The organism is Streptomyces sp. NPDC048479 (assembly GCF_040651435.1).
Classification (GTDB): Bacteria; Actinomycetota; Actinomycetes; order Streptomycetales; family Streptomycetaceae; genus Streptomyces.
Map to the genome: position 1 here is coordinate 241902 of NZ_JBEZKA010000005.1, position 21763 is coordinate 263664.

At 69.0% G+C, this 21763-nt stretch carries 19 protein-coding genes; 16 read left to right on the plus strand and 3 right to left on the minus strand.

Translation table 11 applies throughout. The annotated features are described in order from the left end of the window. The first annotated feature begins 82 nt into the window (after positions 1-82). The 8 genes from ruvC (at position 83) to AB0D12_RS10760 (ending at position 9424) form a co-directional block, all read left to right on the plus strand. Entirely contained in the window at positions 83-613 is a 531-nt protein-coding gene (gene ruvC, locus AB0D12_RS10725) for a crossover junction endodeoxyribonuclease RuvC (protein WP_362679385.1), read from the plus strand. After that, the gene (gene ruvA, locus AB0D12_RS10730) at positions 610-1242 is read left to right on the plus strand and encodes a Holliday junction branch migration protein RuvA (protein WP_362679388.1); all 633 of its coding nucleotides are present in this window, start codon (positions 610-612) and stop codon (positions 1240-1242) included. Before ruvC ends, ruvA begins: the two co-directional genes overlap by 4 nt. A 19-nt stretch (positions 1243-1261) precedes the next feature. Further along, the gene (gene ruvB, locus AB0D12_RS10735) at positions 1262-2341 is read left to right on the plus strand and encodes a Holliday junction branch migration DNA helicase RuvB (RefSeq protein WP_327322311.1); all 1080 of its coding nucleotides are present in this window, start codon (positions 1262-1264) and stop codon (positions 2339-2341) included. Between the two features lie 166 nt (positions 2342-2507). Beyond that, the gene (gene yajC / locus AB0D12_RS10740; protein ID WP_362679391.1) at positions 2508-3032 is read left to right on the plus strand and encodes a preprotein translocase subunit YajC; all 525 of its coding nucleotides are present in this window, start codon (positions 2508-2510) and stop codon (positions 3030-3032) included. A 146-nt stretch (positions 3033-3178) separates the two neighbouring features. Next, positions 3179-4945, plus strand: a complete 1767-nt coding sequence (secD, locus tag AB0D12_RS10745; protein ID WP_362679393.1) for a protein translocase subunit SecD — start codon at positions 3179-3181, stop codon at positions 4943-4945. 1 nt (position 4946) lies between these two features. Next, positions 4947-6056, plus strand: a complete 1110-nt coding sequence (gene secF, locus AB0D12_RS10750) for a protein translocase subunit SecF (protein ID WP_362679396.1) — start codon at positions 4947-4949, stop codon at positions 6054-6056. Next, positions 6053-6595 (plus strand): adenine phosphoribosyltransferase, encoded by a 543-nt coding sequence (locus tag AB0D12_RS10755; RefSeq protein ID WP_362679398.1) that lies wholly within the window; start codon positions 6053-6055, stop codon positions 6593-6595. The genes secF and AB0D12_RS10755 overlap by 4 nt, the downstream gene beginning before the upstream one ends. A gap of 270 nt (positions 6596-6865) precedes the next feature. Then, on the plus strand, positions 6866-9424 hold the full coding sequence (locus tag AB0D12_RS10760; protein ID WP_362679401.1) for a RelA/SpoT family protein: 2559 nt from the start codon (positions 6866-6868) through the stop codon (positions 9422-9424). Between the two features lie 94 nt (positions 9425-9518). Here AB0D12_RS10760 and AB0D12_RS10765 read toward each other — a convergent pair whose 3' ends face one another. Together AB0D12_RS10765 and AB0D12_RS10770 are read right to left on the minus strand one after the other, a co-directional pair. After that, on the minus strand, positions 9519-10748 hold the full coding sequence (locus tag AB0D12_RS10765; RefSeq protein ID WP_327322305.1) for a DUF349 domain-containing protein: 1230 nt from the start codon (positions 10746-10748) through the stop codon (positions 9519-9521). 154 nt (positions 10749-10902) lie between these two features. Continuing rightward, positions 10903-11691 carry a peptidylprolyl isomerase gene (locus AB0D12_RS10770; RefSeq protein ID WP_362679404.1) on the minus strand — a complete coding sequence of 263 codons (789 nt, stop codon included), beginning with the start codon at positions 11689-11691 and terminating at the stop codon, positions 10903-10905. Positions 11692-11845: 154 nt separating this feature from the next. On the opposite strand from AB0D12_RS10770, the gene AB0D12_RS10775 reads away from it, so the two are divergent. The 4 genes from AB0D12_RS10775 (at position 11846) to AB0D12_RS10790 (ending at position 16122) form a co-directional block, all read left to right on the plus strand. After that, positions 11846-12553 (plus strand): MBL fold metallo-hydrolase, encoded by a 708-nt coding sequence (locus tag AB0D12_RS10775; protein WP_362679407.1) that lies wholly within the window; start codon positions 11846-11848, stop codon positions 12551-12553. 12 nt (positions 12554-12565) lie between these two features. After that, a complete protein-coding gene (hisS, locus tag AB0D12_RS10780; protein ID WP_362679410.1) occupies positions 12566-13828 on the plus strand; it encodes a histidine--tRNA ligase in 1263 nt (420 codons plus the stop codon). A 245-nt stretch (positions 13829-14073) separates the two neighbouring features. After that, positions 14074-14709, plus strand: a complete 636-nt coding sequence (locus tag AB0D12_RS10785) for a vitamin K epoxide reductase family protein (protein ID WP_362679413.1) — start codon at positions 14074-14076, stop codon at positions 14707-14709. A 45-nt stretch (positions 14710-14754) separates the two neighbouring features. Next, a complete protein-coding gene (locus AB0D12_RS10790) occupies positions 14755-16122 on the plus strand; it encodes a replication-associated recombination protein A (RefSeq protein ID WP_362679416.1) in 1368 nt (455 codons plus the stop codon). A 61-nt stretch (positions 16123-16183) separates the two neighbouring features. Here AB0D12_RS10790 and AB0D12_RS10795 read toward each other — a convergent pair whose 3' ends face one another. Then, the gene (locus AB0D12_RS10795; protein WP_362679419.1) at positions 16184-16894 is read right to left on the minus strand and encodes a DUF2470 domain-containing protein; all 711 of its coding nucleotides are present in this window, start codon (positions 16892-16894) and stop codon (positions 16184-16186) included. A 188-nt stretch (positions 16895-17082) separates the two neighbouring features. Here AB0D12_RS10795 and rpsD point away from each other — a divergent pair, with 188 nt between their 5' ends. From rpsD to alaS, 4 genes are all read left to right on the plus strand, one after another. Next, complete coding sequence (gene rpsD, locus AB0D12_RS10800) at positions 17083-17697, plus strand: 30S ribosomal protein S4 (protein ID WP_108147628.1); 615 nt, start codon at positions 17083-17085, stop codon at positions 17695-17697. Between the two features lie 608 nt (positions 17698-18305). Beyond that, positions 18306-18740: a DUF948 domain-containing protein gene (locus tag AB0D12_RS10805; RefSeq protein ID WP_362679424.1), complete on the plus strand. Its 435-nt coding sequence runs from the start codon at positions 18306-18308 to the stop codon at positions 18738-18740. 6 nt (positions 18741-18746) lie between these two features. Further along, positions 18747-19076, plus strand: coding sequence for a DUF6167 family protein (locus AB0D12_RS10810; protein ID WP_327322297.1), 330 nt, complete (start codon positions 18747-18749; stop codon positions 19074-19076). Continuing rightward, the gene (gene alaS, locus AB0D12_RS10815) at positions 19076-21760 is read left to right on the plus strand and encodes an alanine--tRNA ligase (protein WP_362679427.1); all 2685 of its coding nucleotides are present in this window, start codon (positions 19076-19078) and stop codon (positions 21758-21760) included. The genes AB0D12_RS10810 and alaS overlap by 1 nt, the downstream gene beginning before the upstream one ends. Positions 21761-21763 lie beyond the last annotated feature (3 nt).

Here is a 21763-nt window from a genome sequence, read left to right on the forward strand (position 1 = left end):
GTTGTCGGCCCGTTGTCAGTACGAGCGGATAGCCTGCAGCAACGCAGGAACACATGGTCGAAAGTGTGAGGGGAGGGGCAGCGTGCGGGTACTGGGCGTGGACCCGGGGCTGACCCGGTGCGGCATCGGTGTGGTCGAAGGCGTCGCGGGCCGCCCCTTGACGATGCTCGGCGTCGGAGTCGTGCGTACGCCCGCGGACGCCGAGCTCGGCAGGCGACTGGTCGGCATCGAGCAGGGCATCGAGCAGTGGCTGGACGAGCACCGCCCCGAATTCGTCGCCGTCGAGCGGGTGTTCAGCCAGCACAACGTCCGTACGGTCATGGGCACCGCACAGGCCAGCGCGATCGCCATGCTCTGCGCCGCCCGCCGCGGCATCCCCGTCGCCCTGCACACACCCAGTGAGGTCAAGGCGGCCGTCACCGGCAGCGGCCGGGCCGACAAGGCGCAGGTCGGAGCGATGGTGACACGGCTGCTGCGGCTCGACGCCCCGCCCAGGCCCGCCGACGCCGCCGACGCCCTCGCTCTCGCCATCTGCCACATCTGGCGCGGACCCGCGCAGAATCGCCTCCAGCAAGCCGTCGCTCTGCACGCATCGAAAGGCCGTACCGCATGATCGCCTTTGTGAGCGGCCCGGTCGCCGCCCTCGCCCCCACCACCGCGGTCATCGAGGTCGGCGGTATCGGCATGGCAGTCCAGTGCACGCCGAACACCCTCTCCGAGCTGCGCATCGGCAAGGAGGCCAAGCTCGCCACCTCCCTCGTCGTACGGGAGGACTCGCTCACGCTCTACGGCTTCGTGGACGACGACGAGCGCCAGGTCTTCGAGCTGCTGCAGACCGCGAGCGGTGTCGGCCCACGCCTGGCCCAGGCGATGCTCGCGGTGCACACCCCGGACGCCCTGCGTATCGCCGTGGCGACCGGCGACGAGAAGGCACTCATCGCTGTCCCGGGCATCGGCAAGAAGGGCGCACAGAAGCTGCTGCTCGAGCTGAAGGACCGCCTCGGCGAGCCGGTCGGCGCGCATATCGGCAGGCAGGGCGTGAGCACCGCCGCCGCGGCCCCGATGGCCTGGCGCGACCAGCTGCACGGCGCGCTGATCGGCCTCGGCTATGCCACCCGGGAGGCCGACGAGGCGGTTGCCGCCGTCACGCCGCAGGCCGAGGCCGCCGTCGCCGCGGGCGGCACACCCCAGGTCGGCCAGCTGCTGAAGGCCGCCCTGCAGACCCTGAACCGCACCCGCTGACCCCACGAGGCCTACCACTGTGAACTGGGACGACACCGCACCGCCGACCGACGACACCGCGACCGAGCGGCTCGTCGGCGCATCCGCCGACGGCGAGGACCAGGCCGTCGAGGCAGCGCTGCGGCCGAAGTCGCTGGCCGAGTTCGTCGGCCAGGAGCGCGTCCGCGAGCAGCTGGACCTTGTCCTGAAAGCGGCCCTCGCACGCGGCGCCACCGCAGACCATGTCCTGCTCTCCGGCGCCCCCGGACTCGGCAAGACCACCCTCTCCATGATCATCGCGGCCGAGATGAACGCCCCGATCCGGATCACCTCGGGCCCAGCCATCCAGCACGCCGGCGATCTGGCCGCGATCCTCTCCTCCCTCCAGGAGGGCGAGGTTCTCTTCCTCGACGAGATCCACCGGATGTCGCGGCCGGCCGAAGAGCTGCTCTACATGGCCATGGAGGACTTCCGGGTCGATGTGATCGTCGGGAAGGGCCCGGGAGCCACCGCCATCCCGATCGAGCTCCCGCCCTTCACCCTGGTCGGTGCCACCACGCGGGCCGGGCTGCTGCCGCCCCCGCTGCGCGACCGCTTCGGCTTCACCGCCCACATGGAGTTCTACGACCCCGCCGAGCTGGAGCGAGTCATCCACCGCTCCGCCCAGCTTCTCGATGTCGACATAGAGGCCGACGGCGCCGCCGAGATCGCAGGCCGCTCCCGCGGCACGCCCCGTATCGCCAACCGGCTGCTGCGCCGCGTCCGTGACTACGCCCAGGTCAAGGTGGACGGCCGGATCACCCGCGAGGTGGCCGCCGCGGCCCTGCGGGTGTACGAGGTCGACGCCCGCGGACTCGACCGCCTCGACCGTGCCGTGCTCCAGGCGCTGCTCAAGCTCTTCGGCGGCGGCCCGGTGGGTCTGTCGACGCTCGCGGTGGCCGTGGGGGAGGAGCGCGAGACGGTCGAGGAGGTGGCCGAGCCCTTCCTGGTACGGGAGGGGCTCCTTGCCCGGACCCCCCGCGGACGGGTCGCCACCCCTGCGGCATGGGCGCATCTCGGCCTCGTACCACCGCAGCAGGCGCCGGGCGCAAGCGGACAACCGGGGCTGTTCAGGGCGTGACGGCGCGGAGACTCGCACGGCCAGGAACCAGGGTGGGATGCTGGGCGTTGTTCCATCGATGCGGACTCGCTTAGACTCCGCCGATGCCGCCCTTCCAGGTCGGCGTGCCCACCCCCGTAGATAAGGCCGCCTCACCAGCGCGGTCGTGCGAAGGAAGTTCCGTCCCGTGAGTCTCGTGACCCTCCTCCCCTTCATCGTGCTCATCGGGGCCATGTTCCTGATGACCCGGTCCGCCAAGAAGAAGCAGCAGGCGGCTGCGCAGATGCGCAACGAAATGCAGCCCGGTACCGGTGTCCGGACGATCGGGGGCATGTACGCCACCGTCAAGGAACTGCACGACGACACGGTCCTCCTCGAGGTGGCCCCCGGCGTCCACGCCATCTACGCCAAGAACGCCATCGGCGCGGTCCTCGACGACGAGGAGTACAACCGCATCGTGCACGGCGACGGCGACCTCAAGGTCGACGGCCCGATCGTGCCGGACGACGCTTCCTCGCTGACTCAGACCACGGACTCCGACGCCGCGGACTCCGACTCGTCGGACGCTGCCAAGATCGACCTCGGCAAGAAGCCCGAGGCGGACGAGATCGAGGCGAAGGACGACGTCACGCCGAAGGACGACGAGGTCACGCCGAAGGACGATGCCACGCCGAAGGACGGCAAGGCCGAGGGCGAGACCGACGCGAAGTAGTCACGATCGGGGACCGCGGCGGCGCCCACCGGCGTCCGGCGGTCCCCGGGCCGTGCTGACTTCTGCGCGGGCAGGTCCCCACAACACTTCGTGGCCGCCCCGGCGCACACCCGGCACGGGACGGTTGGACAGGGAGAAACGAGAAGGTGGCAGCACCGAATAGGGGCCGAAGGCCCGCGGGGGCTCAGAGCAAGCCGGGGCGTGCCCTGGCCTTGATTCTGATCGCCATGGTCGCGCTCACAGGCGGAATGTTCCTGGCGGGTCAGCTCACACCGCGTCTGGGTATCGACCTGGCGGGCGGTACGTCCATCACGCTCGAGGCGAAGAACACCGTCGGCAACAAGAACGCCATCAACGAGACCAACATGAACACCGCGGTCGGCATCATCGAGCGCCGTGTCAATGGTCTGGGCGTCACCGAGGCCGAGGTTCAGACCCAGGGCCAGAAGAACATCATCGTCAACATCCCCAAGGGGACGAATTCTCAGCAGGCCCGTGAGCAGGTCGGCACCACCGCCCAGCTCTACTTCCGGCCGGTGCTGACCGTCGCCGCCGGGACCCCCACGGCTCCGCAGCCCACCCCGAGCGCCTCGCCGTCCGGCAAGGCAAAGGACGGCAAGGACAAGGCCGGCAACAAGGAGACGGTCAACCCGCCGGCCTCCGCCACGCCCTCGGCCACTGCGACCACGCAGGGCCGTGCCGTCACCGACGCACTGAAGGCCGCGACCCCGACTCCGAACCCCTCGGACGCCGGCAAGCCCAAGACCGCCGAGACGCCGAAGCCCACCCCCTCGGGTGCCGCGGCGGGCGCCGACAAGCTGCAGAAGCAGTTCCTGGCTCTCGACTGCACGAAGGAGAAGGCCCGCGTCGCGGCCGGCGACAACGTCCTGCCCACCGCTCCGACGGTCGGCTGTGGCAAGAACTCCGAAGGCGTGTGGGAGAAGTACCTGCTGGGCCCGGCCGAAGTCAACGGCAAGGACGTCGACGACGCCAGGGCGACGATCGACCAGCGGACCGGTCAGTGGATCGTGCAGATGGACTTCACCGACGCCGGCTCCAAGAAGTTCCAGAAGATCACGAGCCGGCTGTCGCAGCAGCAGCCCCCGATGAACCAGTTCGCCATCGTCCTGGACGGTGAGGTCGTCTCGGCGCCCTCGGTGCGCCAGACACTGAGCGCCAACGCCGAGATCTCCGGCAGCTTCACCCAGCAGTCCGCACAGGACCTGGGCAACATCCTGTCGTACGGTGCGCTCCCGCTCTCCTTCCAGGAGCAGAGCGTCCAGACCGTCACCGCGGCGCTGGGCGGCGAGCAGCTGCAGGCCGGCCTCATCGCCGGTGCGATCGGCCTCGCGCTGGTCATCATCTACCTGGTGGCGTACTACCGCGGCCTGGCTATGATCGCGATCCTCAGCCTCATCGTCTCGGCGATCCTGACGTACACGATCATGGCTCTGCTCGGCCCCGGCATCGGCTTCGCCCTGAATCTGCCCGCGGTGTGTGGTGCGATCGTTGCGATCGGTATCACCGCGGACTCGTTCATCGTGTACTTCGAACGCATCCGGGACGAGATCCGCGAGGGCCGTACGCTCCGGCCCGCCGTCGAGCGTGCCTGGCCGCGTGCCCGGCGCACCATCCTGGTCTCCGACTTCGTGTCGTTCCTCGCCGCCGCGGTGCTTTTCATCGTCACCGTCGGCAAGGTCCAGGGCTTCGCGTTCACGCTCGGTCTGACCACCGTGCTCGACGTGGTCGTGGTGTTCCTCTTCACCAAGCCGGTCATGACGCTCCTCGCCCGCAGGAAGTTCTTCGCGAGCGGTCACCCGTGGTCCGGTCTGGACCCGAAGCGGCTCGGCGCCAAGCCCCCGCTGCGCCGCTCCCGCCGCGGCTCTGTCCCCACCGACCCGAAGGAGGCGTGAGATGTCGCGACTCGGCAGCCTCGGCGCCCGGCTCTACCGCGGCGAGGTCGGCTATGACTTCGTCGCCAAGCGGAAGATCTGGTACGGGATCTCGATCCTGATCACCATCACGGCGATCGTCGGCCTGGCGGTGCGGGGCCTCAACCTTGGCATCGAGTTCAAGGGTGGCGCCGTCTTCACCACCCCGAGCACGAGCGTCTCCGTCAGCAAGGCCCAGTCCTACGCCAAGGAGATCTCGGGCCATGAGGCGATCGTCCAGAAGCTCGGCAACGGCGGGCTGCGGATCCAGGTCAGCGAGCTCGACCAGGCCCAGGCCAACAAGGTCAACGAGACGCTTTCCGACAAGCTGAACATCCCGAAGGACAAGATCAACGCCGAGATCGTCGGCCCCAGCTGGGGTGAGCAGATCGCCAACAAGGCATGGACCGGTCTCGCGGTCTTCATGCTCCTGGTGGTGATCTATCTCGCGATCGCCTTCGAGTGGCGGATGGCCATCGCCGCCCTGATCGCGCTGATCCACGACCTCACGATCACCATCGGTGTGTACGCGCTCGTCGGCTTCGAGGTCACGCCGGGCACTGTGATCGGTCTGCTGACCATCCTCGGTTACTCCCTCTACGACACCGTCGTCGTCTTCGACGGTCTCAAGGAGGGGTCGAAGGACATCACCAAGCAGACCCGCTACACCTACAGCGAGATCGCCAACCGCAGCCTCAACGGCACGCTGGTGCGTTCCATCAACACCACCATCGTCGCGCTGCTGCCGGTGGCCGGCCTGCTCTTCATCGGTGGCGGCTTCCTCGGCGCGGGCATGCTCAACGACATCTCGCTGTCGCTGTTCGTCGGCCTCGCCGCAGGTGCGTACTCCTCGATCTTCATCGCCACGCCGCTCGTCGCCGACCTCAAGGAGCGCGAGCCCCAGATGAAGGCGCTGAAGAAGCGGGTGCTCGCCAAGCGCGCGCAGGCCGCGGCCAGGGGTGAGTCGGCGGAGGACTCCGACGACGAGTCGGGCGAGCCGCAGAACGAGGTGGTCGGCGGCACCGCTGCGGCGGGTGCCGTGGTGGGCCCGCGCAACCGGGGCCGCGGCCGTCCTTCGGGCAAGCGCCGATGACCGTCGGTACGCAGGAGTTCCTGCTCAGCCGTATCCGTGATGTCCCCGACTATCCGAAGCCGGGGGTGATGTTCAAGGACATCACGCCTCTGCTCGCGGATCCCGAGGCCTTCACCGCCATGACCGACGCGCTCGCCGGGCTCTGTGTACGTCACGGGGCCACGAAGATCGTTGGTCTGGAGGCGCGCGGCTTCATCCTGGCCGCGCCGGTCGCGGTCCGCGCCGGGCTCGGGTTCATTCCCGTACGCAAGGCGGGCAAGCTCCCCGGAGCGACGCTCTCCCAGGCGTACGAGCTGGAGTACGGCACTGCCGAGATCGAGGTGCATGCCGAGGACCTTCAGTCCGGCGACCGTGTCATGGTCATCGACGATGTCCTCGCCACCGGCGGCACGGCCGAGGCCTCGCTGGAGCTGATCCGCCGGGCCGGCGCCGACGTGGCGGGCGTCGCGGTCCTGATGGAGCTCGGTTTCCTCGCCGGCCGGGCCCGCCTGGAGCCGGCGCTGCGCGGGGCTCCGCTGGAGACTCTGATCACGATCTGACGCAACGCAACGCAACGCAACGCTTTGCTTCGGCAGTGGGCGCCCCGGGATTTTCCCGGGGCGCCCACTGTTCTGTCCGCCGGTCGGCGTGCTCGGCTCCTCGCTGCAACAGCGTGGAGACAGGAAGTGACGAAGGGCAGACGGCGGGCATCCGGATGCCCTCTTCCGTCAAGTGCGGACCTTCAGCCTCGTGAGCACCGTGACTCCTGGGTCGATACCATGGCCTCTCCGGGCCTGACCGGGGGACCCGGAACCGCACGAGGAGCGCTCTTGCCAGACGAGGCCCAGCCCGCCGCCGCGCAGCCCGACCAGCAGGCCGAAAAGGCCGCGGCAGCCCCTGTCACGCCCGAGAAGAAGCCGGCGGAGACGTCAAGGCCGGCAGTGCCCGAGCGTGCGAACGGTGCGGCCCCGGTCTCTGGCGCCAAGTCCACGCCTACGGACAAGTCCATGCCCGCCGTCAGGCCCACGCCTGCGGGCAAGTCCACACCAGCGGCCAAGCCCACGCCCGCCGCCGTGCCCCGGACCGGCGGCTCCTCGAACCGCGTACGCGCCCGCCTCGCCCGCCTGGGCGTGCAGCGCTCCTCGCCGTACAACCCCGTCCTGGAACCGCTGCTGCGGATAGTGCGCAGCAACGACCCCAAGATCGAGACCTCCACGCTCCGCCAGGTCGAGCGTGCCTACCAGGTGGCCGAGCGCTGGCACCGCGGCCAGAAGCGCAAGAGCGGTGACCCGTACATCACGCACCCGCTCGCCGTCACCACCATCCTCGCCGAACTCGGCATGGACCCGGCGACCCTGATGGCCGGGCTGCTGCACGACACCGTCGAGGACACCGAGTACGGCCTCGACACCCTGCGCCGCGACTTCGGCGACCAGGTCGCCCTCCTCGTCGACGGCGTCACCAAGCTCGACAAGGTGAAGTTCGGCGAGGCCGCGCAGGCCGAGACCGTACGCAAGATGGTCGTCGCCATGGCCAAGGACCCGCGCGTCCTGGTCATCAAGCTCGCCGACCGGCTGCACAACATGCGCACCATGCGCTATCTCAAGCGGGAGAAGCAGGAGAAGAAGGCCCGCGAGACCCTTGAGATCTACGCGCCCCTGGCCCACCGCCTGGGCATGAACACCATCAAGTGGGAGCTGGAGGACCTCGCCTTCGCGATCCTCTACCCCAAGATGTACGACGAGATCGTGCGGCTCGTCGCCGAACGCGCGCCCAAGCGTGACGAGTACCTCGCCATAGTGACCGACGAGGTCCAGTCCGATCTGCGCGCCGCCCGCATCAAGGCGACCGTCACAGGCAGGCCGAAGCACTACTACAGCGTCTACCAGAAGATGATCGTCCGCGGCCGTGACTTCGCGGAGATCTACGACTTGGTGGGCATCCGCGTCCTCGTCGACAGCGTCCGCGACTGCTACGCCGCACTCGGCACCGTCCATGCGCGATGGAACCCGGTCCCCGGCCGGTTCAAGGACTACATCGCGATGCCCAAGTTCAACATGTACCAGTCGCTGCACACCACGGTGATCGGCCCCAACGGCAAGCCCGTCGAGCTGCAGATCCGTACCTTCGACATGCACCGCCGTGCCGAGTACGGCATCGCGGCGCACTGGAAGTACAAGCAGGAGCCCTCCGCCGGTGCCTCCAAGGTGCGTTCCGACGTACCGAAGAAGGCCGGCAAGGACGACAACATCAACGACATGGCGTGGCTGCGCCAGCTCCTCGACTGGCAGAAGGAGACCGAGGACCCCAGCGAGTTCCTTGAGTCCCTGCGCTTCGACCTCTCCCGCAACGAGGTCTTCGTCTTCACGCCGAAGGGCGACGTCATAGCGCTGCCGGCCGGCGCCACGCCCGTCGACTTCGCGTACGCCGTACACACCGAGGTCGGCCACCGGACCATAGGGGCGCGGGTCAACGGACGGCTCGTCCCGCTCGAATCGACCCTCGACAACGGCGACCTGGTGGAGGTCTTCACCTCCAAGGCCGAAGGCGCCGGACCCTCCCGCGACTGGCTGGGCTTCGTCAAGTCGCCCAGGGCGCGCAACAAGATCCGCGCGTGGTTCTCCAAGGAGCGTCGCGACGAGGCCATCGAGCACGGCAAGGACGCCATCGTGCGGGCCATGCGCAAGCAGAACCTGCCGATCCAGCGCATTCTCACCGGCGACTCGCTCGTCACACTGGCGCACGAGATGCGCTACCCGGACATCTCGTCCCTGTACGCGGCGATCGGCGAGGGGCATGTGGCCGCGCAGGGCGTCGTACAGAAGCTGGTGCAGGCCCTCGGCGGCGAGGAGGCCGCGAGCGAGGACATCGCCGAGAGCACACCGCCCACGCACGGCGGCCGCAGCAAGCGCCGCGCCAACGCCGACCCCGGCGTGGTCGTCAAGGGCGTCGAGGATGTCTGGGTCAAGCTCGCCCGCTGTTGTACGCCCGTCCCCGGCGACCCCATCATCGGCTTCGTCACGCGCGGCTCCGGCGTATCGGTTCACCGGGCCGACTGCGTCAACGTCGACTCGCTCTCGCAGCAGCCGGAGCGCATCCTCGAGGTCGAATGGGCCCCGACCCAGTCGTCCGTCTTCCTGGTCGCCATCCAGGTCGAGGCGCTCGACCGGTCCAGGCTTCTCTCGGACGTCACCCGCGTCCTGTCGGACCAGCACGTCAACATCCTGTCTGCGGCCGTCCAGACCTCCCGCGACCGGGTGGCCACCTCGCGCTTCACCTTCGAGATGGGCGACCCGAAGCACCTCGGGCACGTACTGAAGGCGGTACGGGGCGTGGAGGGCGTCTACGACGTGTACCGGGTGACCTCGGCCCGCAGTAGCGGGTCATGAACCGCAGGCCGTAGCCGGGCAGTGGCCGCAGCCCCCAGCCGGACATGAGGCGGCCCCGGTACGCATCCCGTACCGGGGCCGCCTGCGGGGCCTCTCAGCCGCCGAACTCCTCCAGGCCCTTCAGGGCCTGGTCGAGCAGGGCCTGCCGGCCCTCGAGCTCCTTGGCGAGCTTGTCGGCCTTGGTGTTGTTGCCCGCCGCGCGCGCCGCGTCGATCTGCCCGCGCAGCTTGTCCACGGCCGCCTGGAGCTGACCCGTCAGACCCGCGGCACGCGCACGCGCCTCAGGGTTCGTCCGGCGCCACTCGTTCTCCTCGGACTCCTGCAGGGCACGCTCCACCGCGTGCATCCGGCCCTCGACCTTGGGCCGGGCGTCACGCGGTACGTGGCCGATGGCCTCCCAGCGCTCGTTGATGGACCGGAAGGCGGCACGCGCGGCCTTGAGGTCCGTCACCGGCATCAGCTTCTCGGCCTCGACGGCGAGCTCCTCCTTGAGCTTGAGGTTCTCGCCCTGCTCGGCGTCCCGCTCGGCGAAGACCCCGCTGCGGGCAGCGAAGAAGACGTCCTGGGCGCCGCGGAAACGGTTCCACAGGTCGTCCTCGGCCTCGCGCTGGGCGCGGCCCGCTGCCTTCCACTCCGCCATCAGCTCGCGGTAGCGGGCGGCCGTCACACCCCAGTCGGTCGAGCCGGAGAGCGACTCGGCCTCGGCGACCAGCTTCTCCTTGGCCTTACGGGCCTCCTCGCGCTGCGCGTCCAGCGAGGCGAAGTGCGCCTTGCGGCGCTTGGAGAACGCGGAGCGCGCGTGCGAGAAACGGTGCCACAGCTCATCGTCGGACTTCCGGTCGAGCCGGGGAAGGCCCTTCCAGGTGTCCACCAGCGCGCGCAGCCGCTCGCCCGCCGAGCGCCACTGCTCGCTCTGCGCCAGCTCCTCGGCCTCGGCGACCAGCGCCTCCTTGGAGTGCCGCGCCTCGTCGTTCTGCTTCGCCTTCTGGACCTTGCGCTCCTCGCGGCGCTTGTCCACCGTCGCGACGAGAGCGTCGAGGCGGACACGCAGCGCGCCGAGGTCACCCACGGCGTGATGCTCGTCCACCTGCTGACGCAGATGATCGATGGCGGTCTGGGCGTCCTTGGCCGAGAGATCGGTGGTCTTCACCCGCCGCTCGAGGAGGCCGATCTCGACCACCAAGCCCTCGTACTTGCGCTCGAAGTAGGCCAGGGCCTCCTCGGGAGTGCCCGCCTGCCACGATCCGACGACCTGCTCGCCATCGGCAGTACGCACGTACACGGTGCCCGTCTCATCGACACGGCCCCACGGGTCGCTGCTCACAGCGCCTCCTCCACCTGATGCCCGCAAGAGGGTGTTGCCCCCGGGCATCGTCCACAGTTTCCTGGGGGCGGGCTGCTCGCCCGCCCTGCACAACGCCAATCTAGGCGACCGGCCGCCCGGCTGTCCGCACTCAGCGCGGCCGAAATTGCCCGGCTCACACCTTCGTGACAGCCGCCTTCTCGATGGTGACGGCCTTCTTCGGGCCGCCGTCCTGGGCCCCGCCTGCGACTCCGGCCTTCGCCACGCCCTGGACGACCTTCAGGCCCGCGTCGTCCATCATTCCGAACGGCGTGTAGCTGGGCGGCAGCTTTGTCTCCTTGTAGACGAGGAAGAACTGACTGCCTCCGGAGTGCGGCTGGCCGGTATTGGCCATCGCCACCGTCCCGGCCGGATACGTCACCGTGCCGTCGGCGGCCGCCTTACCCAGCGCGGTCAGATTCTCGTCGGGGATCGTGTAGCCGGGCCCGCCCGTGCCGTCGCCCTTCGGGTCGCCGCACTGCAGCACGAAAATGCCCTGCGTGGTCAGCCGGTGACACTTCGTACCGTTGAAGTACCCCTTGTCCGCGAGGGACTTGAAGGAGTTCGCGGTGTGCGGGGTCTTCGCCGCGTCCATCGTGATCTTGATGTCGCCCTCGTTCGTCTTGAGCGACATCGAGTACTTCGCCGCTTTGTCGATCGCCATGGCGGGCTCGGGGCTGGTGCTCTCGCTCTTGGACGGGGTGGCGCTGGGGGACTGACTGTCGTCCGCCGATTCCTTGACCTTGGTGTCCCCGTCGGAGAGGCCGACCGAGGCGTACGCGGCGCCCCCGGCGAGCACCAACACGACCGCAGCCGCGATGATCGTATTCCGCTGCTTCGCCTTCCGGGACTTCTGCCGACGCTGCTGCTGGCGCTCGAACTTCTCCCTGGCGAGCTGACGCCGCCGCTGATCGCTGCTGACCACCGGGTTTTCTCCTTGTATGTCGCGTGATGCCGACCGGCCGAGTGTGCCCCGTACCGTATACGGGTTGGCTGTGGGACGAGCAGCGCCGGTAGGCTCTGATCTGCTGCAATTCAATACAGCTTTATCCCTCTCGACGACCACACCGAGGACGAACGTGCTTATTGCCGGGTTCCCCGCAGGGGCCTGGGGGACCAACTGTTACCTGGTCGCCCCGGCCGCAGGCGAGGAGTGCGTGATCATCGACCCCGGCCACCAGGCCGCTCAGGGAGTTGAAGAAGCGCTTGCGAAGCATCGGCTCAAACCTGTCGCCGTCGTGCTGACTCATGGCCACATCGACCATGTCGCCTCGGTCGTGCCGGTGTGCGGAGCCCATGACGTACCCGCGTGGATCCACCCCGCGGACCGGTACATGATGAGCGACCCGGAGAAGGCGCTGGGCCGGTCGATCGGGATGCCGCTGATGGGCGAGCTGACCGTGGGAGAGCCGGACGACGTCAAGGAACTGACCGACGGCGCCGAGCTGCGCCTCGCCGGTCTCGACTTCTCGGTCGCGCATGCGCCCGGCCATACCAAGGGGTCGGTGACGTTTCAGATGCCCGAGGCCGATGACATCCCGTCGGTCTTCTTCTCGGGAGATCTGCTCTTCGCCGGCTCCATCGGACGCACGGACCTGCCCGGCGGCGACCACGCCGAGATGCTCGAGTCGCTGGCGCGTGTGTGCCTGCCGCTCGACGACTCGACCGTGGTGCTGTCCGGCCACGGCCCCCAGACGACCATCGGCCGCGAGCGTGCCGCCAATCCGTACTTGCGGGATGTGGCCACCGGCCTCGGGAGCGCCGAAGCTCCCCGACGAGGAATGTGACGAGAGTTTCCCGTGAGCACCTTTCAGGCCCCCAAGGGCACGTACGACCTGATTCCGCCGAAGTCCGCGGTGACCCTCGCGGTGCGTGAGGCGATTGCCGCGCCGCTGAAGAACTCCGGCTACGGCTATATCGAGACGCCCGGATTCGAGAACGTCGAGCTGTTCTCGCGCGGTGTCGGCGAGTCCACCGACATCGTGTCCAAGGAGATGTACGCCTTCGAGACCAAGGGCGGCGACAAACTGGCGCTGCGTCCCGAAGGCACCGCGTCCGTGCTGCGCGCGGCGCTGGAAGCCAACCTCCACAAGACCGGCAATCTGCCGGTAAAGCTCTGGTACTCGGGCTCGTACTACCGCTACGAGCGCCCGCAGAAGGGCCGCTACAGGCACTTCTCGCAGGTCGGCGCCGAGGCGATCGGCGCGGAGGACCCGGCGCTCGACGCCGAACTGATCATCCTGGCCCACCAGGCGTACCGCTCGCTCGGCCTGCGTGATTTCCGCATCCTGCTGAACTCGCTGGGTGACAAGGAGTGCCGCCCCGTCTACCGGGACGCGCTGCAGGGCTTCCTGCGCGCGCTCGAGCTGGACGAGGACACCCGGCGCCGGATCGAGATCAACCCCCTGCGGGTCCTCGACGACAAGCGCGCCGAGGTACAGAAGCAGCTGGTGGGCGCGCCGATGCTGCGTGACTATCTGTGCGACGCGTGCAAGGCGTACCACGAGGAGGTGCGTGAGCTGCTGACCGCGGCGGGTGTCGGGTACGAGGACGACGAGAAGCTGGTGCGCGGCCTCGACTACTACACGCGCACGACCTTCGAGTTCGTCCACGACGGTCTCGGCTCGCAGTCCGCGGTGGGCGGCGGCGGCCGCTACGACGGCCTCTCCGAGATGATCGGCGGCCCGGCGCTCCCGTCGGTCGGCTGGGCACTCGGCGTGGACCGTACGATCCTGGCGCTGGAGGCGGAGGGCATCGAGCTCGAACTCCCCTCCACCACCAGCGTGTTCGCGGTCCCGCTCGGCACGGAGGCGCGGCGCGTCCTCTTCGGCCTGGTGACCGAGCTGCGCCGGGCGGGAGTGGCGGCCGACTTCTCGTACGGAGCGAAGGGCCTGAAGGGCGCGATGAAGAGCGCCAACCGCTCGGGCGCGCGGTACACGGTCGTGGCCGGTGAGCGCGACCTCGCGGAGGGCGTCGTCCAGTTGAAGGACATGGAGTCCGGCGAGCAGTCGCCGGTTCCGCTGGCGGACGCGGTGAACACGATCCGCGAACGCCTGGCCTAGTACCCGGGCCGGTTGCGGGGCTCCGCCCCGGACCACGTGCCTCAAACGCCGACGGGCTTGCAGATCAAGCCCGTCCGGTGTTTGAGGACACGCCCGAAGGGCGTACGGGGCCTGGGAGGGAGCCCTGAGGTGAGCAGTCCGGGACGACCGTCCGTACATCCTTGTGTCCATCGGACGGTGGACGCGGGGGCGAGTGCGGCAGAATGACCCTGCCCCAGCTGGCTACTGAGCGATGGATCGGCGATATGAAGACTGCACCTGTTGACGACGTGTCCTCCGGCCGGCAGGCCGACGGCTCCAAGGGCACGATCGGTGGCAGTCGTGCCTTCGCCTGGCTGCTGGTGATCACGGGTGCGGCGGGGCTGCTGGCGTCGTGGGTGATCACGATCGACAAGATCAAGCTGGCGGAGGATCCGTCGTTCACCCCGGGCTGCAGCCTGAATCCGGTCGTCTCCTGCGGCAACATCATGAAGAGCGATCAGGCCTCGGCGTTCGGGTTCCCGAATCCGATGATGGGTCTGGTGGCGTACTCGATGGTGATCGCCATCGGGGTCGCGCTGCTGGCCGGGGCGCGCTACCGCCGCTGGTACTGGCTCGGTCTCAACGCCGGCTGTCTCTTCGGCGTCGGTTTCTGCACCTGGCTGCAGTACCAGTCGCTGTACAACATCAACTCGCTGTGCCTGTGGTGCTCGCTGGCCTGGGTCGCCACGATTGTGATGTTCTGCTACGTCACTCTGCACAACATCAGGCACTACGTCATCAAGGTCCCGGAGGGGCTGCGAAAGGGACTGCTGGAGTTCCACTGGATGCCGCCGGTGCTGTGGACCGGGATCATCGGGATGCTGATCCTGACCCGCTGGTGGGACTTCTGGACCAGCTGACCCGGCCGGACGTCGCTGTCAGTGCCCTGACATAGGCTTCACAGCGTGGAGCCCGACCTCTTTACCGCCGCAGCGGAAGAACGCCAGGAGAAGGATCCGTCCAGCAGCCCCCTGGCCGTTCGGATGCGTCCGCGCACCCTCGATGAAGTCGTCGGCCAGCAGCATCTGCTGAAGCCGGGATCGCCGCTGCGCCGACTCGTCGGCGAAGGCGGCGGCGGCCCCGCAGGCGCCTCGTCCGTGATCCTCTGGGGCCCGCCCGGCATCGGCAAGACGACCCTCGCGTACGTCGTCTCCAAGGCCACCAACAAGCGTTTTGTGGAGCTCTCCGCGATCACCGCGGGCGTCAAGGAGGTCCGGGCGGTCATCGAAGGAGCCCGCCGCGCCGCCGGCGGCTTCGGTAAGGAGACCGTCCTCTTCCTCGACGAGATCCACCGCTTCTCCAAGGCGCAGCAGGACTCTCTGCTGCCCGCCGTGGAAAACCGCTGGGTCACGCTGATCGCCGCCACCACCGAGAACCCGTACTTCTCGATCATCTCCCCGCTGCTCTCCCGCTCCCTGCTGCTCACCCTGGAATCGCTCACCGACGAGGATCTGAGCGGACTGCTGCACCGGGCGCTCACCGAGGAGCGCGGCCTGGGCGGCGTGGTCGCACTCCCCGAGGACTCCGAGGCGCATCTGCTGCGCATCGCGGGCGGCGACGCCCGCCGGGCACTGACCGCGCTCGAGGCCGCGGCGGGCGCCGCGATCGACAAGAGCGAGAAGGCGATCAGCCTCCAGACGCTGGAGGAGACCGTCGACCGCGCTGCGGTGAAGTACGACCGCGACGGCGATCAGCACTACGACGTGGCGAGCGCTCTCATCAAGTCCATCCGCGGCTCCGATGTGGACGCGGCGCTGCACTATCTGGCGCGCATGATCGAGGCGGGGGAGGACCCGCGGTTCATCGCCCGCCGGCTGATGATCTCGGCGAGCGAGGACATCGGCCTCGCGGACCCGACGGCTCTGCCGACCGCGGTTGCCGCCGCCCAGGCCGTGGCCATGATCGGTTTTCCCGAGGCGGCCCTCACCCTCAGCCACGCCACCATCGCGCTGGCGCTTGCCCCCAAGTCGAACGCCGCCACCACCGCCATCGGCGCCGCGCTCGCGGACGTACGGAACGGACTGGCCGGAGCGGTCCCGCCGCATCTGCGCGACGGCCACTACAAGGGCGCGGCCAAGCTCGGCCATGCCCAGGGTTACGTCTATCCGCACGATGTGCCGGGCGCGATCGCGCCCCAGCAGTACGCCCCGGACGCGGTGCACGGCAAGCGCTACTACGAGCCCACGCGGTACGGCGCGGAGGCGCGCTACGCCGATGTGGTCGAGAAGGTGCGCGAGCGGCTGCGCGTGGAGGGCCAGGCCGAAGGGCGGTGAAGTCCGGCGAACCCACGCCGGACCACGCCGACCCACGCCGGTCTACGCCGACCCACGCCGGTCAGTGCGAAGCGGCCTCGAAGAGCGTGTGCATCGCCCGGCGCAGCTCGGTGACATCGCGTACCGGCGTGGGAAAGTCGAAGCGTGCGTCGAAGCACTGCTCGCCCACGAACCGCACCCGCAGCCCGAACCGGTCCAGCGCCAGTGGTACCGCGCGCTGCCGGTTCACGCCCGTCCCGTCCGTCCGCTCGCCGAGCAGCCCGCACAGCCGCTGCACCTGCTCGCCGTGCGCGGAGTGCAGGTGCTGCAGCAGGCCGGCCTCGTGCGTCACGAGAGGATCGACGGACGCCTGCGCGAACTCCTCCGGCTGCACGCTCTCCGCGCCCCACAGATCGTCGACCCACGCCTCACCCACCTCGAGCCGCAGCATCATGCAGCCGGGCTCGGCCAGGCCGGGTACGCAGGTGAGCCAGCCGGAGACCCAGGCGCGGCCGCGGATACGATGGGGCACGGAGACCGGCGCGACGTCGGTGATCTCCAGCACAGCGGACAGCTCGTCGTCCTGCGCGTGCGTGGCGGCCCGCACGGCCGGCGAGTCGGCCGGAAACAGCAGGAACACCTCGCCGTCCTGCCCCACGACCCGTGCTCGAGGTGTCAGCTGCTCAGGACGTGTCAGCTGCTCAGGACGTGCTCCGTCCGGCCCCGGGATGAGCACCACCGCGGAGCATGTACTCTGTACGAGAGTTCGTGTGCGCTCGGCTGCTGACGGCATCCGAGTGTTTTCAAGCCCGCTGGGACGCGGCTGACCATGAGCTGATCGGACCTCCGTCGCCTCGATGCTCTGTGAAGCGTCGACGTTCTTTGTGCTGTCCGTGATGCGCTTGGTGTTCCCAGGGCGAGACATGCGATCTCCTTGAGTAAGGTGAGCCTAACCTAACCTACAACGGAGGTCTGGAGAACGTGCCTAACCAGTCGCGTCCCAAGGTCAAGAAGTCACGCGCGCTCGGTATTGCGCTGACGCCGAAGGCTGTCAAGTACTTCGAAGCCCGCCCCTACCCGCCGGGCGAGCACGGCCGTGGCCGCAAGCAGAACTCTGACTACAAGGTGCGTCTGCTCGAGAAGCAGCGTCTGCGCGCCCAGTACGACATCAGCGAGCGTCAGATGGCGCGTGCCTACGACCGCGCCAAGAAGGCCGAGGGCAAGACCGGCGACGCGCTGGTCATCGAGCTCGAGCGCCGCCTCGACGCCCTGGTCCTGCGTTCGGGCATCGCTCGCACCATCTACCAGGCCCGTCAGATGGTCGTCCACGGCCACATCGAGGTCAACGGTGGCAAGGTCGACAAGCCGTCGTTCCGTGTCCGTCCCGACGACGTCGTGATGGTCCGCGAGCGCAGCCGCGAGAAGTCGCTCTTCCAGGTGTCGCGTGAGGGTGGCTTCGCCGCCGATGGCGAGACCCCCCGCTACCTGCAGGTCAACCTGAAGGCCCTGGCGTTCCGCCTGGACCGCGACCCGCAGCGCAAGGAAGTTCCGGTCATCTGCGACGAGCAGCTGGTCGTCGAGTACTACGCCCGCTGATCAAGGCGTAGCTCACAGCGCTTCAGCCCGCCGCTTCCCCGCCCTTACCGGTGGGGGAGCCGGCGGGCTCTCGCGTTCCCAGGGCCGCCGGACGGACCGCAGGCTGCCGGCCCAGCTGCGGGCGCGGCCGCTCCGGCGCCGCCAGCGCACGCTTCACCGGTCGCGTCCAGCGACAGCCCGCGCCCCTCGGGATCGCGGAGCGTGGCGAGTTCGGCGAGCCAGACACCGTCGCCGTACCGATTCTGCAGTGCTGCGGCGCCCTGCACGGCGAACCGCGACTTCCCGACGCCGCCTGTTCCGGCCACGGTGACCAGTCGGGAGTTGTCGAGGAGGCGGCCGAGCAAAGGCCAGTTCTTCGGCCCGGCCGACGAACCGGTTCAGCTCTGCGGGGAGATTGCCCTGGGCCGGATGATGATTGTCGGCGGGGGCGCAGGAGCGATGGTCCGGTCGCATGGAACACGGAGCGTACCGATATGTATGCACTCCGTACAACCGGCTTGTGCAGCCCCCTTCCCCCGCCCGGAATGCGGTCGGGGGTGCGACCCTGGGCGCGATAGGGTCGGAGGACGATTTTCGAGGACCCATCGACGAGCAGAGAGCGGTGCAGAGTGACCGGTGGAGAGGTTGCCGGGATCCTGGTGGCCGTCTTCTGGGCGATCCTGGTCTCCTTCCTCGCCGTGGTGCTGGTGAGGCTGGCCCAGACGCTCAGGGCGACCACCAAACTCGTGGCGGAAGTGACCGAGCAGGCGGTGCCGCTGCTGGCCGACGCCTCCGCGACGGTGCGCTCCGCGCAGACCCAGCTCGACCGGGTCGACGCCATCGCGACGGACGTCCAGGAAGTCACCTCCAACGCATCGGCGCTCTCGACGACGGTCGCCTCGACCTTCGGCGGCCCGCTGGTCAAGGTCGCCGCCTTCGGCTATGGCGTACGCCGGGCCATGAGCCGCAGGAGCGACGACGTGCCGGCCGCCTCGCCGTCCCGTCGTACGGTGATCGCCGGCCGCACCGTGCCGGCCGCCCGGCGCAAGAAGCGGAAAGGCTGACGCTCGATGTTCCGCCGTACCTTCTGGTTCACCGCGGGCGCCGCAGCCGGCGTCTGGGCCACCACCAAGGTCAACCGCAAGCTCAAGCAGCTGACCCCCGAGAGCCTCGCCGCGCAGGCCGCGAACAAGGCGATCGACGCGGGCCACAAGCTCAAGGACTTCGCACTCGACGTCAGGGCCGGCATGGTCCAGCGCGAGGCCGAACTGGGCGAGGCGCTGGGCCTGGAGGCACCCGCCGAGCCCGAACTCCCCGCGCAGCGACGCTTCGCTGCCATCGACCGACCGAAGCACACGTACAACTCGTACCCCTCGCACAACCGGAATGAGGACCACTGATGGAGTCGGCTGAAATCCGCCGCCGCTGGCTGAGCTTCTTCGAGGAGCGCGGGCACACCGTCGTGCCTTCGGCGTCGCTCATCGCGGACGACCCGACTCTGCTGCTGGTCCCCGCGGGCATGGTGCCGTTCAAGCCGTACTTCCTCGGTGAGGCCAAGCCGCCCGCCCCGCGCGCCACCAGCGTGCAGAAGTGCGTCCGTACGCCGGACATCGAAGAGGTCGGCAAGACCACCCGCCACGGCACGTTCTTCCAGATGTGCGGCAACTTCTCCTTCGGCGACTACTTCAAGGAAGGCGCCATCACCTATGCCTGGGAGCTGCTGACCAGCTCTGTGGCCGACGGTGGCTACGGACTGGACCCCGAACGGCTCTGGATCACGGTCTACCTCGACGACGACGAGGCCGAGCAGATCTGGCGCGACAAGATCGGCGTACCGGCCGAGCGCATCCAGCGCCTGGGCAAGAAGGACAACTTCTGGTCCATGGGCGTCCCCGGACCCTGTGGCCCCTGCTCCGAGATCAACTACGACCGTGGCCCGGAGTTCGGCGAAGAGGGCGGCCCGGCCGTCAACGACGAGCGCTACGTGGAGATCTGGAACCTGGTCTTCATGCAGTACGAGCGCGGCGCCGGCGACGGCAAGGAGGACTTCCCGATCCTCGGCGACCTGCCGTCGAAGAACATCGACACCGGCCTCGGCCTCGAGCGTCTCGCCATGATCCTGCAGGGCGTACAGAACATGTACGAGACCGACACCCTGCGCGTCGTCATGGACAAGGCCACCGAGCTCACCGGCGTGCGCTACGGCGCCGACCACGGCTCGGACGTCTCGCTGCGCGTGGTCGCCGACCACATCCGTACGTCCGTGATGCTCATCGGCGACGGAGTCACCCCCGGCAACGAGGGTCGCGGCTATGTGCTGCGCCGCATCATGCGCCGCGCCATCCGCAATATGCGGCTGTTGGGCGCCACCGGACCGGTCGTCGCCGAACTCGCCGACACGGTCATCAAGACCATGGGCGAGCAGTACCCGGAGCTGATCACCGACCGCAAGCGCATCGAGGCCGTGGCCCTCGCCGAGGAGGCCGCGTTCCTCAAGGCCCTCAAGGGCGGCACCAACATCCTCGACACCGCCGTCACCGAGACCAAGGCTTCGGGCGGCAGGGTCCTCTCCGGCGACAAGGCGTTCCTGCTCCACGACACCTGGGGCTTCCCGATCGACCTCACCCTGGAAATGGCTGCCGAACAGGGGCTCTCCGTGGACGAGGACGGCTTCCGCCGTCTGATGAAGGAGCAGCGGGAGCGCGCCAAGGCCGACGCCAAGGCCAAGAAGACCGGTCACGCCGATCTGTCCGCCTACCGTGCGGTCGCCGACAACTCCGGCTCCACCGAGTTCACCGGCTACTCCGCCACCGAGGGCGAGTCGACGATCGTCGGCCTGCTGGTCGACGGTGTTCCGTCGCCCGCCGCCACCGAGGGCGACGAGGTCGAGGTCGTGCTCGACCGCACGCCCTTCTACGCCGAGGGCGGCGGCCAGCTGGCCGACCAGGGCCGGATCAAGCTCGACACCGGCGCCGTCATCGAGATCCGCGATGTGCAGCAGCCGGTCCCGGGTGTCAGCGTGCACAAGGGTTCGGTGCAGGTCGGCGAGGTGACGGTCGGCGCCTCCGCCTACGCCGCCATCGACATCACGCGCCGCCGTGCCATCGCCCGCGCCCACAGCGCCACGCACCTCACGCACCAGGCGCTGCGCGACGCCCTCGGCCCGACTGCCGCCCAGGCCGGTTCGGAGAACTCGCCGGGCCGCTTCCGCTTCGACTTCGGTTCGCCCGCCGCCGTACCCGGCACGGTCCTCACCGACGTCGAGCAGAAGATCAACGAAGTCCTCGCCCGTGAACTCGACGTCCAGGCCGAGGTCATGAGCATCGACGAGGCCAAGAAGCAGGGCGCCATCGCCGAGTTCGGCGAGAAGTACGGCGAGCGCGTGCGTGTCGTCACCATCGGCGACTTCTCCAAGGAGCTCTGCGGCGGTACGCACGTGCACAACACCGCCCAGCTGGGCCTGGTGAAGCTGCTCGGCGAGTCGTCGATCGGCTCCGGGGTGCGCCGTATCGAGGCTCTCGTCGGCGTCGACGCCTACAACTTCCTCGCCAAGGAGCACACGGTCGTCGCCCAGCTCCAGGAGCTGGTCAAAGGCCGTTCCGAGGAGCTCCCCGAGAAGATCTCCGCCATGCTCGGCAAGCTGAAGGACGCCGAGAAGGAGATCGAGAAGTTCCGCGCGGAGAAGGTTCTGCAGGCCGCCGCCGGTCTCGCCTCGGGTGCCAAGGACGTACGTGGCGTGGCTGTCGTCACCGGCCAGGTGCCGGACGGCACCGGCGCCGACGATCTGCGCAAGCTGGTCCTCGACGTCCGCGGCCGGCTGGATCAGTCGTCGGGGGCCGGCGACCGTCCGGCCGTGGTCGCCCTGTTCACCACGGCCAACGGCCGCCCGCTCACGGTCATCGCCACCAACGAGGCCGCCCGCGAGCGCGGTCTCAAGGCCGGTGACCTGGTCCGTACCGCCGCCAAGACCCTCGGCGGCGGCGGTGGCGGCAAGCCGGACGTCGCCCAGGGCGGCGGCCAGAACCCGGATGCCATCGGCGACGCCGTGGCCGCCGTCGAGCGCCTCGTCGCCGAGACGGCCTGACGC